The following is a 13,273-nucleotide window of genomic DNA, read 5'->3' as shown; positions in this document are numbered from 1 at the left end:
AAGATGTCATCAACGCACGCGATTGCTGCCAGACGCTTGCGTGGTGGATTTACCTACGATGCGAATCTGATTGAGCGGTAAACGATCGCGTTGACCGATGAAGAACTGGTCGGCGTTCGACTGACCGTCGCTTGTCGGACGATGACCGCGTTTCACCATCGCATCTATTGTCCGTCCAACGCGACCAATCGCTGAACTCATTTTTCGGGAAGCTCCACAGCAATGAAGATTCAAGACTTTCGCAACCGCCAGCAAATGCACTCACTGGAAGGTTTGATTGACACCCCGCTGCAAATCGCGGCGACCGATGTCGGTGACGGGGACGCAGTGGTGTTGTTGCATGGCATACCGACTTGGTCGTTTTTGTTTCACGAAGTCATCGATCCGCTGGCGGAGCATTTTCGTGTCATTGCCCCCGACATGGCGGGCTACGGCTATTCCGACCGTCGTGATCGATTTGACCGATCGATCGAGTTTCAAGCCGACGTGATCGAAAGCTTCCTTGATGAAATGGGCGTCGATCGCGCGCACTTCGTCGCCCATGACATCGGCGGTGGCGTAGCACTGATCCTGGCGGACCGTCGTCCCGAATTGGTACGTTCGATGGTACTGTCCAACAGTGTCGCCTATGACAGTTGGCCGGTGGACGAAATGTTGGCTCTAGGACACCCGCGCAACGCACAGTTGAGCAGCGAAGAGATGACCGACAAACTGGTCGAGAGCTTCCAGTTTGGGCTTTCAAGAAAAGAACGACTGACCGATGAGTTCAAGGAGGGAATCGTCGCGCCTTACCAAGAATCTGACGGGATTGTCAGCCTGGTACGTAACGCGGCAAGCTTGAACACCAACCACACGACACCCTTGACGCATCGCCTGCACAAGATGCAGCAGTCGACGCTTTTGTTGTGGGGTGAAGACGATCGCTGGCAACCCATCGACACTGCCCAACGCCTAGTCAAAGACTTGCCCAACGCGGAACTTCACCCGATGCGGAATTGTTCGCACTGGACACCGCAAGACAATCCGGACGAATTCGTCAGTGAAACACTGCGATTCTTGCAAGCAACCCCCGTCGCGGTCTAATTCGGCCGCTGGACGTGACGTCGTTTCCGTCCACTTGGTGCGTTTGCCGGTCACTCCGACATGCGCACCTGATATGAATCCGGCACTTTGAACAGTCGCCAGTACGGATGCACGTCGGTCGTCGGCCGGCCATCCGCCTTCACCAAAGGCAAACCGGCATCGCACCATCCCAGAATGCTGTCGCGATAGTTGACCGCGTCCAGCCCCGATTCGACCAACTTGGCGGCGAAAAGATAGCTGCGACCGCCGACGGTGCAGTACGCCACCACAGGCCGGCCGGAATATGACTGCGGGTCCGATTCGAATTGTTCGCGAGTGATTGCACCGGAGATCCGCGAAACGGAAAGTTCCGCGTCGCTACGGACGTCCACCAAAACCGGCGGCACTTTCGTGGATTCCAACCAAAGAACCAAGTCGTTTGTCGTGATGCTCCGCACCGGTGTTCGCCCCAGTCGACACCGTACGGATTCGACAACTGCGAAAGCGAAATTGCATAGGCGTATGATGCCAGCGCCAAAATGATCTGCACAGCAATCCGCCAGCGACATGGTGCCGTTCCTGATGCTTGTGTTGACTGGTGTTCGGCCTTGGCGGTCACGACGGGCCAAAGTCGGTGCATCAATCTCCCGCGTTTAATACGACTCGGTCGCGACCTGCCAACCTGATCTTATCCTATCCTCGGATCGCCGCTTGGAAATCGGACGAATGGTCGCCGCAATGCCATATCGCCCCGCGTTTGCTGTTCGGAGGAAACGTCCGCCGATTAGAATAAGGGATTGGCCTACGGCCGATGCAGCTTGTTTGTGCACCCGTTTGGGTTCGAAAGTCTGACATCCATGGAATCCTTCCAGTCACTCGCGATTTCTCTCGGCCTAGGGCTGCTGGTCGGCCTGCAGCGTGAGTGGAAGGAGTCGGACATCGCGGGAATTCGCACGTTCCCGCTGATCACCATGCTGGGGACATTGTGCGTGATCGCGTCGGGCGGTATCAGCTGGCTCAGTGCAGCGGGGCTGCTATCCGTGGCGGCCATGCTTGCCGTCGCCAACATCGCGAAACTACGGTCCGGTGTGAACAGTTCGGGGATGACCACCGAGGTTGCCGTGCTGTTGATGTATGTCGTCGGCGGTGCCCTGGCGGTCAACCAAACGGGGCCGGCGATCGTGACGACCGGGGTCGCCGCGGTCCTGCTGCACTGGAAAGCTCGACTGCACGGAGTCGTCGATGCCATGACGGCGAAAGACTTGCGCGCGGTGATGAACCTTGCGTTGATCGGTTTGATCGTTCTGCCACTTTTGCCAGACGAAACCTACGGGCCGTACGACGTACTGAACCCGTTTAGCATTTGGCGAATGGTGGTGCTGATCGTCGGAATCAGTATGGCCGCATATGTCGCACAAAAGCTGTTGGGTGCCAAAGCCGGTGCGGTCCTTGGCGGCATCTTCGGCGGGCTGATCTCCAGCACCGCGACCACCGTCAGCTACGCCCGTCAAACCAAAGAAACACCAAACATCAGCGCGATCGCGGCGTTAGTGATCATGATCGCGTCGACGATCGTCAATATCCGCGTGCTGATCGAAATCGGTGCAGTGGCGCCCACGCTACTCGACGTTGCGTTTCCGCCGATCGCTGCGATGTTGGTGTTGATGGTTCTGGTGTGCGCCCTGCTATACATGCCCGTGCGAAAGCAGGACACCACCGCACCGGACTATGAAAACCCAGCCCAGCTGAAACCCGCCATCATCTTTGGCGCTCTGTACGCCGTCGTTCTGTTCATCGTTGCGGCCGCCAAGGACATATTCGGCGACCAGGCCTTGTACTGGATTGCCGGCATCTCGGGGTTGACCGACGTGGATGCGATCACGCTCTCGACGGCCAAGATGTTCAGCGAAGATCGAGTTGATTCACAGACCGCTTGGCGAGTGATCCTGATCGCGACCCTTTCCAATTTGGTATTCAAAGCCGGAATTGTGGCGGTACTCGGATGCCGCCGAACGTTTCTGTACGTGTGTGTTGCATTCGGAATTGCAATTGCCGGTGGAATCTTGCTGCTGGTGTTTTGGCCTGGGTGGGATGTCAACGAATTGGGCCGGTTGTCGGGGGTTTTGCATCTGCTGAACAACGGTACGAAATAGCCGCGTCCCCCAACGCAAGATCACCATCACATCCATGGCGGTCGATCACCATCAGGGCCCGTCGGAAGTGCCATCGATCGGCATCACAAGCGTGATATTGTGCCGAACTTTTTCATAGGCTTCGCCGTTTTCTTTGCCGGGCGTTGAAAACTCGACGCTGCTTCGCAAAGTCAGTCTGCCAGATGCAGGACGCTGCAATTCGATTCTGCCATTGCCGTCGGTCTTCACGTTCAACCGAAGACCGTCCGGCCCGCGCACAAAGACCATTCGATCGGCCGCCGGCTTGCCCTTCCACAGCAGCGTGAACTCCAGAAGTCCGCCCACATCGTGGGGCACAAGGTCCAGGTCCATCTGCTCCGCTCGCCCGAGTTCATGCATGGCATCATGCGATAGGACCGACAGATTACGTGCGTAATAGTGAAGCAAGACATTGGTTTGACCGTAGGCGTAAACGCCAAACTTGCCATAAGCGTCCACGCTGTATTCGTTGGCCGGCGGAACCGTCACTCGCATCCACCGGTTTTCGCCGTCCTTGACTTCATCCGCTTTGATCGCATCCGGCGAAGGATTCTCGATCGTGCGAATCCATACGTCGCTGCTGCCGAGAAAGTGGTCCAGGTAAAAACCGTCGCCCGGACGCGCAGCTTCTTCGAAGTAAATGTTTGTTCCGGTGTCACTGTCCGCTTCGCGGTCAACGGCGATCCACAAGTAATGGGCGTTCGCTGACGCCGCGATGCCCAGCCAGGCGATGACGGTGGCGGAACGAAAAATGATCTGATTCACGAGGCGAACTCCCATCGCTTTCAATCGTTGGATTCTCTTGAGGCAAATGTCCGGTTTGGTCGGCGGCATTCTAACCAGCCCTTAAACGCGGCACCACGTTTTTCGATCTGATGTCGCCTAGGTCGTGAAACCATCACCCTAGACACATGTTCAACCGGCGGCAACGATCTAGGCACTGTTTATCAATTGGTAACCCGAAGCGTCAGCGAGGGGCCGAAGTTATTCATTCATCAAGAATCCCTCGCTGACGCGTCGGGTTACCGTCTTCATTGGCCTTCGTGTTGAATTGATAAACAGTGCCTAGGGTGAACGCGTCGATTGCGAACTCGAATCTGCAAAGGAACCGATCGGCATGAAAGTCATCATGGATCTGTGCATCGTCCCGATGGGCGTCGGTGTCTCGGTCAGCAAGTACGTCGCCGAGTGCCAAAAGGTACTGCTGGAAGCGGGGTTGGATCACCAGCTTCACGCCTACGGAACGAATATCGAAGGCGATTGGGATGAAGTCTTCGCCGCGGTGAAACGATGCCACCAGCGGGTCCACGCGATGGGCGCACCTCGCATCACGACAAGCATCAAAGTGGGCACGCGAACCGACCGCAACCAAACAATGCAAGACAAAATCGACAGCGTCCAAACCCCGTAGTGGACGAGGTCACGAGTCCCCCTGCCGCCTGGACGCTTCTCCATTACGATTTTCAACTTTGCCCACGACCAGAGTGACTGGCCAAATCAACCGACTGAACGGCCTTCCGCGGCGTCGACACATACATGATGGCTTCCTGGCCCGCTAATCCAGACTCCTGCAGCAACACAAAGTGATCGTACCGCTCCACTTGGAATGGATGATCGCCAATACAAAAGTACCGATGCATGAGCTTTTCGCTGCGTTTGGTGTATAGCTGGATCTTGCCCTTCACCGGGAACGTTCTTCCATCCCGAAGCGTTCGCTTCATCTGATTCCGGTGATAAAGAATGAATCCCCAAAGGATCAGGGCGAAAAGCATCGTGACACCGGCGTACGCCGCCAACGCTCTCGCCCCGAAGGTATCCCTGCGAAGCATGTCGGCACAGAAGCCAAAGAAAGCGACGCCGAACACAATCAAAAAGGCAATCCAAGCGAAACGCGAGTTGGCGTAGTGTGCACGTGCGATCTGATCCTTCTGAGTCGCCGAAAGTTCACCCGAACGATTGACTGCCAGGTCGTCTTGCGAAAAACCAAAGACCGTTTCCAGGGCGGCCTGCCCTTTGGATCCGGCATCCTCCGCCCTGTGCATGCCTTCGACTTGCCTTCCGCTCAAAGTTCCCACATCCGAAATACGACCGCTACGCAAGTCGAATTGTAGTATGCAGGAGGCCGCCGGGGACAGAGAACCGGCTTTAACCTAAACAAGCGAAGTCAAATCGCCAGGTGTTGCAGGGTCGACGACCAAATCGAGTCCAGTCGTTTGCGAAGACAATTTCGGCGTACATCGAAATGCCCGAATTCAATCGGTCGGCAACAACACCCACAGTTCAGGTCGGCCGACGTTACAGTGAACGGCTCGGACCAGCATCCCCATGCAAGCCCAGGAAACGAACAGCGTGATGCGAGCGGCATGCCACGCGATCGGGACGCCACCGGGCGTCGGGGAACGACGATTGTCGACGCTGGGAACGGGATGGAAAATGGTTTCAATCAATGCGGATCGTCGCGGCTCATCGTCCTGCAGAACATCAAGCGTCTTCACCGTTTGCTGCAGTATCTCCGGTGAAACGCCCGACAATAAAACCTGTCCGTCGATCGCGTACGAAGCCTGGCGACTGAGCGTCGGCAACGTCAGCAAGCCAAAAAATGTCCAGAGCGTGAAGCCCAGGCATGTCATTGTCAGCCCCGCAACGCTGGTCACGCCGGCTGCCGGCAACGATGTCGACAACGCGAACCCTACCACCACCCACCCAAGTGCCAGCAACAGCCCACGTGTTCGGCTGCCACTTTGAATCGCTTCCAGTCGTCGCGCAATCACAATCGCTAGCTGGTCTGGCGATAATTTTCTGATCGTGTCTGCCGGCAACACCACGGTCTCCATTCCGGGCAGACCGACAATGCCGCCGGTGAAGCCGGGGTCGTAATGCTGCAGTGTCGTCGTCGGACGCGGCTTCCAACCCCAAGCCGCAACGATCGAACGAGCTTTTTCAAGCTTCGCGTCGATTTCCCCGTCATCTGCCGCGCGACTCCTCAGTGCTCCCACAAACTTGGCGATCGGCAACTGTACACCGACAAGAAGGATCGCGAAGCCTGCGATCGCCACCACTGCACCCGCGGTCCCGAACCAGCGTCCGGTCAACAGGATCAACAGGCTGGCCGCGACGAAGAGCGTTCCCTGAACCAGCACGCCACGAAACCATCCTGCCGCAAACTTCTTCAGCGAGATCGTGTTTGGCCTCCAATGGTTCGGAAGCAAGAACCCGCCCAGCAAGTCCATCGGGAATAACACAGCGGCCAGACAACCAAACAGCAGCACAAGCGCGGTCAAATCACCGCCGCTCCAAGACTGCGAGTCGGGCAGGACTTCAAGCGGGTACTGCGTCAGCAGCAGAATCGTGCTTAGCACGACGATCAAACCAACACCGGACATGCCGAGTAGCAAACGAGCGCGGGCATAGGTCATCGTTCAGTCCTCAGCAAATAAACGTGGTGGACGAGGTCACGAGTCCCTTGCCGCCAATATGCACGTGGTGGACGAGGTCACGAACGCTCAGTCCAACTCCACCAACTCACCGTTCCGCAAGCACACATGAACCCGCCACCACAGGATTAAGCTTGCTTCTCCAGTTCATCGATTTGTCGCCCAATCTCTTCGGCCTCGGCACGCTTTTCGTCGCTCTTTTTCCGATTCACGGTCGAGAGTTCATACGACTCTTGCATCAGCTTGTTGTACTTTGCCTGCAGATTGTCTTTGCGATTTCCAAACATCGCTGGTGGTCTCCGTCGAGGGTTTTGAAAGAAGCAGATAGCCAACCGAAAGAAATCAATTGACTTCACAGGTCCCCATGTCGCATCGGCCGGTCCACCGACGGCGTTTCGTCGCTGGATTGCTTCAACCGGATCAGGATCTCGTTTCGGCGAAGCGGCCCGGGCGTGAACGGCGGATCGTACCCAGCGGCTTCCGCAGTCGTTTCTCCCTCAAGCCCACGGGCGTTCATCCAATCCCGCAACCTTGCCTCTTGCTTCTTTGCGAGTTTGGAATCCATCCGACCCGAGAAGCGAATGACGGCAAAGCGGCCACTTTCACGTCGGCGGATCTCGACCCCATCACTCTTGGGATCCGGCACGCCTTCGACCGCCACTTCCTTGGGCATCACAAATCCCATCGAGACGTCCGACAAACCGTTATCGCCTTCCATGAAAACCGGCGTCGTCATGGCGATCTTTTGGTCGTTCTCGTTATTTCCGCTGATGTATCGGAACAGCCGCATGAAACTGCCATCCCGCCCCTGCGAATCCAGCTTCGAGCTTGTCGCCGCCAGCATCAGATCGGGGTATTCGCGGATTTCGATATCGCCATCGGTTTCAACGACCTTGTACTCCGCTGACTCGTATCCGGCTCTCGCCGTCATCGTCCACGCGGCGGTCCCGAGCACCGCGGCCCCCACCAGCACCCCCAGATGAAACATTTTGCGTGTCATACCTCAAACCCTTGATTGAATGTCCGTTATGGCATTCTAGGTGCTTGGGAAGCAGACACCGTTTCGCGTCTGACAATGGGCAACGATGCCCCGGTCGGAACCGGACATAGAAGAGTCATTCGAGACCGCACAGCACCACTACCGACGGCAAGATACATCCGTTAGATACACGCCCGTTCAACGCCCCACGTTGTCGATCGCGTCGACAGGGCAGGCAAATCTTGAAGTAGGCCGGCGGGACGTGACGCGGTTCGTGCTGCGGGGGCGATATCGCGTTAAGCAGGCGGACAGGAGTTTTGCGACAAATGGCAACCCGACGCGTAAGCGAGAGACCACGTACTTCGCCGGTTCGTTCCTCGCTTTTGCGTTTTGAAGTTGCGCTTTTACCCGAGGCATCGTTCTTTTCGGTAACCCGAAGCGTGAACGAGTCGATGCCAACAGCTTTTTCCCCCGCTCACGCGTCGGGTTACCAGATAAACGCGACTTCAAAACCTACGCGTCGGGTTACCGAACTTAGAAGAATCTGTCCGCCTACTTAGCAACGATCACTGCTCTGCCTGGCACGCTTCGATGCATGCCCGACACGCTTTCGCACAAGCCTGGCATTCGGAATGGTCGTGCTTTTCGCACTCGGCGACACACCTTTTACAACTTTCGATGCACAGCTTCATGATCGATGCGGACATCGGACCGCCACGTGCATCGCTGGCCGCGCACGCTCGGCAGATGTCGGCACAGTCCTGGCAGATCTTGATGCAATCCATCATGTCGTCCATGCCATCAGCCAGAGCTTCCAGGCATGCCGCAACACAGTTTTCGCAGTGCGCGACGCAGTCGCTGCAAGTCAACGCGCAGCGGAGATCCAATCCGTCGGTGTGCGAATGACTGTGTTGATGATCATCGGCTCGCACTGCGGTTGAGGCCATCACGGCGGCGGGTGCAGCGGCAAGGGCGGAAATCACGTTTCGTCGGTCCATGTCAGGCTCCTTCGGGGAACAGTGGGTCTGGTGCATCGCACACGACGCCGATCGGGCATCGCAAGCGGGCGATCCTCCAGACGCAGAAAATCTGGCTTGCGCCAGATCGCGACAAGCTGCAAACTTCATGCCTGTCGGACCGCGGGTAATTCGGCGCCTGGCACGAAGGAGCCGATGCCCGACGGCGCGGCAATTTCGAAACCACATCCTCCAAAGAGAACGAAAATCCAACAATCAAACGTCGCGCCCTGTCGGACGCAGTCGGGATCCGTGGCGCATGAACCGATCGCGATCACTCTTCCCGCGGAAACCCCCGAAACCGGCCGGCCCGGCGCAGATGCGCAAGCGTTTTGAATCGACACCGACCTGAAAGCGAAACGGCTACGGAATCTCAAGCGTCTCGATTACATCCGCATTCTTGAATCCGATTCCAAACACCGCATCGAACACAGATGTGGCATCAGGGTCGCGATTGTTCAGCAGGCGAGTAGGCGATTCCGCGAGCGTGTTGTCGTGATCAAGAAAAAGACGTATTTGCACCTTGCACGGTTCAAGCGTGACACCGGCTGGATCCAGCTGGTCGCGTTGTTCGGACTTTGCCAAGACGAAGAGTGATCCGTTGACGATTTTGCGCGGCGTGACCAGTGACTGAGTGAATGCGATGGGTTCATCCGCCCAACGATCGGTCTTCTCGTCCCAACGGTGCACGAACACTTGAACGGTTGCCAGATTTGGCCACGATTCTGGAACGCCTTTGATACGTACAACGTGCTGGGTCGGATACCAATTGTCCTCGGGAAGTTCATCGTCGGACTCGTAGCCACCCGAAACGGAAGCTGCGTAATCCTCCAGCCAATGCAACCAAGCCTTGTATGACTGATCGCCTTTGTGCATCTTGATACCGCCCATGTGTGACACCGGAATTTGCGAAGACGGTTCGCCGATTTTTCCTTCCGAGGTCTTCGGCGGAAGTTTTGCTGTTGGCTTTTGGATCAACAAGCTCAAGGTGGGATTCTTAAGATTGATCAAAGGCAGAACCGTGCCTTTGCGTTTCTGTTCGCTTCCAACGATCCGGCTGCTGGCAACCAACGAACGCATCGTCTCCCACGGCGTCTCCTTGAAGAGGTTCATGCGTGCTCCGTACTGCTTGACGAAGTCTCGATGCCTTTCGATGGGCTTTTGATGCATCGGATTGTCCGCGTCCAATTCGCCCGGCGTGTGGCAGGGGAAACATCGCATCCGCTGGGACCAGACATTTCTGACGAATGAATCCAGAACACGATCTTTTCGTGTGTGGCGAATCAAGTCATCTGAATGACTTGGCCCTGCCTTCTGATTGCCTACCGACGGGCGGGCCGAAAGCAGATCCTGGTCCTGACAACAAGCGACAATCCAATACGAAAAGGCGTCGTACTCCGCCTTGCGATTCTTTGCGTGAATCCGCCGGGCTAGTGCATCGGGATCAGAATCGCCCATGGAAATCAGGTGCAGGATTTTGGATTCACCGGGGCGTTCGGTGTCGATCAGTCCTTGTTCTCGCAGCGACAAAAACGTTTCACGACTGGAGGGAAGGATGTAGTCCTTCAAGTCGACGGCGGAAAGATGGCACTGGACGCAGCTTGATGGATTGGGCGAATCAAAAATCGGCTTCAAACGCGTCTCGAATATCGACTCGGGCGTTGGTTCCTGAGCGGCCCCGGTCACTAGCATCCCCGCAAAAGTGATGACCGCGCCCCAGCATCTGACGTCGTGCATCTGACAAATCCATCGCCCCGGCCCAAGCGTTTGTAAACGTGCAGCTTTCAATTGTATCGCACCCGCATTCGGCCCACCGATAAAAGCAAAAACCGGCAAATGGAAACCAAAATGGCTGGCGAATTCCATTGTTCAAGCTCATCTCGCTGCAATCGGCCATTCGCTCACGCGAGCTGATTTCACGCAGCCATACAGGCATTCCGGTGTCGCGAGGCAGATGACCGTCGAAGCAGACGTCATCCTAATGAACGATCACCAATGCCCCGCATTCCAAGTCACATCACGGGGACCGGCCATCGTTCGCCAGCGATCTCATGGCGATGTGAAACTTGCAAATCACTTCCACCATCCACGGCAAGGAGCAACACGACAAATCGGCCAGGGTTTATGATGTGCAGTCCGAACAATGACTCATACAGTCCACTGCAACAGAACCGATGAGCACGCAACATCACTCGCTGCCAAGCATACTTCGGCTCGCCTGCTATTGCTCTTTGCTCTGGATGAAACCGCCGGCACCTCAAGCGATTGCCGCCGACGAAACCTATGATATTGTTGTCTATGGCGGCACGCCGGCGGACACGTGCGGCACGCGAGGCGACAACATCATTGGACAATACTACGAAGCATTCCCGGGACACACGGCTCGCTTGGACGAAACACTCAGTCGCCAGACAGGCCAACGATGGGAGTCGCTGGCGAAGCGTCGCGGCATCAAAGTCCCTGTCGTTACCGATTCGGTCACGCGAGGTGAATGGTTGCGTTTGACTCTAATTATGGGCCAGACCTCTCCAAAGACCGCAAGACAGAGACCAATCTATTTCGTGACGAGATAGCGCCGGAGACCGCGATCGGTTGCGGCCGTCTCCGTCCCAAAGCCGAACAAACGCCAAGCAACAATCGAGACACCATTTTTCAGCGAGCATCCGACGATGCAACGACACTTACAGCTCTTGACACTTTTCGTCGGGACCTGCGTCCTGAACCCGGCTTATGGACAGCCGCTTGACTGGGAGGATCTTGACCGAGGCTTGGTGGCAATTCAGGCCGATCAAGGCGTTTTTCTCAGTTGGCGTTTGCTTTTCGATGACGCCTCTGACGTTGCATTCGATTTATGGCGTGGGGTCGGCACCGACTCTGCGACGAAACTGAATGACCAACCGCTGCGTGGGTCGACCACCTTTCTGGACGCAGCACCTCCTGCATCGGGAAAGGTCACCTACGGTATCACCCGCACGAACGCACCTGGGGGAATCACAGAACCTCAAGCCAAAAAACAAGTATCCATCGATCTTGACCAGGCGCCGTTCGGCTACCTGGAAATCCCGACAGAGATTCCATCTGGCTATCACGCCAACGACGCGTCGGCCGGCGACCTGGATGGTGACGGCCGTTATGAGTTGGTGGTTCACGTCGCCGGTCGCGGCCATGACAACTCTCGCGGTGGAATGACCGACCCACCATTGTTTCATGCTTACACCTTGGATGGTCAAAGATTGTGGCAGATCAACCTTGGCAAAAACGTCCGCGAGGGCGCCCATTACAACCCGTTTCTAGTGTTTGATTTTGATGGGGACGGTCACGCTGAATTCGTCTGTCGAACGAGTGATGGAACGGTGGATGGGCGTGGGCAGGCGATAGGTGACCCATCCGCTGATTGGCGAGTGCCGTTGCCGGTCACTTTGCGTGACAGCGAAGGTGCGACACACCGACGTCGCCTGCCGGGAGACGTGGGCAAGATCCTCTCGGGTCCTGAATACATGACCGTTTTTGATGGACGCACCGGCGCTGCATTGGATACAGTGACCTATCTTCCCCAACGTGCTCCCGACAACGACAACCCGTCACGGGAACAGCAACAGCAGGTTTGGGGCGATGACTATGGCAATCGAATGGATCGCTTTCTTGCGGCGGTCGCATTCTTGGATGGCAAACACCCGAGCATCGTGATGTCCCGGGGCTACTACACCAGAACAGTCATCGCCGCTTGGGATTTTCGCGACGGTCAAATTCAAAAACGCTGGGTGTTCGACAGCGACGAAGTCAAATTCGATGGCCACCACAATCCTTGGGCGGGGCAGGGGAACCACAGCATTTCGGTTGCCGATGTCGACAACGACGGACGCGACGAAATCGTGTTTGGATCGATGGTGATCGACGACGATGGCACGGGGCTTTACTCAACGAATCTCGGCCACGGGGATGCTCAGCACACAGGAGACCTTGATCCACGCAGACCTGGCCTTGAGACTTGGAGCATTCACGAAAGCAATCGCCCCGAACCAGACTTTATCGGGTCCGAGTTGAGAGACGCCGAAACCGGCCGAATCCTTTTCGTTGGACGACGCGGTCGTGATGTGGCCAGAGGTATGGCAGCGGATATTGACCCACGTTATCCCGGCGCAGAACTGTGGGGTGGGTCTCGAGATCTTTGGACGGCCAATGGCAAAGTGATCGGGCCAGCGCCACGGTCGACCAACATGGCCATCTGGTGGGACGGAGACAGGCTACGGGAACTGCTGGATGGAGTTCGAATCGAAAAGTGGGATCATTTGGCCCACGAGCAGAGACTCCTGTTCGACGGACCGCGGGCTGGCGTCGTCGCGAACAACGGTTCGAAGAACAATCCCTGCTTGGCCGCCGATCTGATCGGTGACTGGCGGGAAGAGTTGGTCGCCCGTTCCGCAGACAATCAAGCCCTGCGAATCTACGTTTCAACCATCCCAACACAGCACCGCCAGGTCACTTTGATGCAAGACCGTCAGTATCGACTCGGCGTCGCTTGGCAGAACGTTGGATACAATCAGCCGCCACACACGCGTGACTTCATCGGCGCGGTCGATCATTCGCAGCCCAAATGAATCGTTCAGTATT

Annotated in this window: 13 protein-coding genes; 5 read left to right on the top strand and 8 right to left on the bottom strand. The window is 56.6% G+C overall.

The window, feature by feature from the left end; translation table 11 throughout:
• Nucleotides 1-222 precede the first annotated feature (222 nt).
• Nucleotides 223-1,083, top strand: a complete 861-nt coding sequence (locus tag Mal65_RS06945) for an alpha/beta fold hydrolase (protein ID WP_145295249.1) — start codon at nucleotides 223-225, stop codon at nucleotides 1,081-1,083.
• 50 nt (nucleotides 1,084-1,133) lie between these two features.
• Here Mal65_RS06945 and Mal65_RS06940 read toward each other — a convergent pair whose 3' ends face one another.
• Nucleotides 1,134-1,484: a rhodanese-like domain-containing protein gene (locus Mal65_RS06940; RefSeq protein WP_165701116.1), complete on the bottom strand. Its 351-nt coding sequence runs from the start codon at nucleotides 1,482-1,484 to the stop codon at nucleotides 1,134-1,136.
• 435 nt (nucleotides 1,485-1,919) lie between these two features.
• Here Mal65_RS06940 and Mal65_RS06935 point away from each other — a divergent pair, with 435 nt between their 5' ends.
• Nucleotides 1,920-3,215, top strand: a complete 1,296-nt coding sequence (locus Mal65_RS06935) for an MgtC/SapB family protein (RefSeq protein ID WP_145295244.1) — start codon at nucleotides 1,920-1,922, stop codon at nucleotides 3,213-3,215.
• A 51-nt stretch (nucleotides 3,216-3,266) separates the two neighbouring features.
• On the opposite strand, the gene Mal65_RS06930 is transcribed toward Mal65_RS06935, so the two are convergent.
• Nucleotides 3,267-3,998 (bottom strand): hypothetical protein, encoded by a 732-nt coding sequence (locus tag Mal65_RS06930; RefSeq protein ID WP_196784647.1) that lies wholly within the window; start codon nucleotides 3,996-3,998, stop codon nucleotides 3,267-3,269.
• Nucleotides 3,999-4,350: 352 nt separating this feature from the next.
• Between Mal65_RS06930 and Mal65_RS06925 the strand changes: the two genes are divergently transcribed.
• Nucleotides 4,351-4,644 (top strand): MTH1187 family thiamine-binding protein, encoded by a 294-nt coding sequence (locus Mal65_RS06925; protein ID WP_145295238.1) that lies wholly within the window; start codon nucleotides 4,351-4,353, stop codon nucleotides 4,642-4,644.
• A gap of 52 nt (nucleotides 4,645-4,696) precedes the next feature.
• Here the strand turns inward: Mal65_RS06925 and Mal65_RS06920 are convergent, their stop codons facing one another.
• From Mal65_RS06920 to Mal65_RS06895, 6 genes are all read right to left on the bottom strand, one after another.
• Nucleotides 4,697-5,275 (bottom strand): hypothetical protein, encoded by a 579-nt coding sequence (locus Mal65_RS06920; RefSeq protein WP_145304745.1) that lies wholly within the window; start codon nucleotides 5,273-5,275, stop codon nucleotides 4,697-4,699.
• Between the two features lie 210 nt (nucleotides 5,276-5,485).
• On the bottom strand, nucleotides 5,486-6,649 hold the full coding sequence (locus Mal65_RS06915; protein ID WP_145295236.1) for a hypothetical protein: 1,164 nt from the start codon (nucleotides 6,647-6,649) through the stop codon (nucleotides 5,486-5,488).
• A 146-nt stretch (nucleotides 6,650-6,795) separates the two neighbouring features.
• A complete protein-coding gene (locus tag Mal65_RS06910) occupies nucleotides 6,796-6,954 on the bottom strand; it encodes a Lacal_2735 family protein (protein WP_145295234.1) in 159 nt (52 codons plus the stop codon).
• Nucleotides 6,955-7,019: 65 nt separating this feature from the next.
• The gene (locus Mal65_RS06905) at nucleotides 7,020-7,667 is read right to left on the bottom strand and encodes an SOUL family heme-binding protein (protein WP_145295231.1); all 648 of its coding nucleotides are present in this window, start codon (nucleotides 7,665-7,667) and stop codon (nucleotides 7,020-7,022) included.
• A gap of 545 nt (nucleotides 7,668-8,212) precedes the next feature.
• On the bottom strand, nucleotides 8,213-8,644 hold the full coding sequence (locus Mal65_RS06900) for a four-helix bundle copper-binding protein (protein WP_196784645.1): 432 nt from the start codon (nucleotides 8,642-8,644) through the stop codon (nucleotides 8,213-8,215).
• Between the two features lie 381 nt (nucleotides 8,645-9,025).
• The gene (locus tag Mal65_RS06895) at nucleotides 9,026-10,399 is read right to left on the bottom strand and encodes a hypothetical protein (protein WP_145295229.1); all 1,374 of its coding nucleotides are present in this window, start codon (nucleotides 10,397-10,399) and stop codon (nucleotides 9,026-9,028) included.
• Between the two features lie 437 nt (nucleotides 10,400-10,836).
• Between Mal65_RS06895 and Mal65_RS06890 the strand changes: the two genes are divergently transcribed.
• Both Mal65_RS06890 and Mal65_RS06885 read left to right on the top strand, forming a co-directional pair.
• Nucleotides 10,837-11,235, top strand: coding sequence for a hypothetical protein (locus Mal65_RS06890; RefSeq protein ID WP_165701115.1), 399 nt, complete (start codon nucleotides 10,837-10,839; stop codon nucleotides 11,233-11,235).
• A gap of 96 nt (nucleotides 11,236-11,331) precedes the next feature.
• Complete coding sequence (locus tag Mal65_RS06885) at nucleotides 11,332-13,260, top strand: rhamnogalacturonan lyase (protein ID WP_145295223.1); 1,929 nt, start codon at nucleotides 11,332-11,334, stop codon at nucleotides 13,258-13,260.
• The last annotated feature ends 13 nt before the right edge of the window (nucleotides 13,261-13,273 follow it).

The organism is Crateriforma conspicua (assembly GCF_007752935.1).
GTDB classification, from domain to species: Bacteria; Planctomycetota; Planctomycetia; order Pirellulales; family Pirellulaceae; genus Crateriforma; species Crateriforma conspicua.
This window is presented reverse-complemented; position numbering and strand designations above follow the sequence as displayed.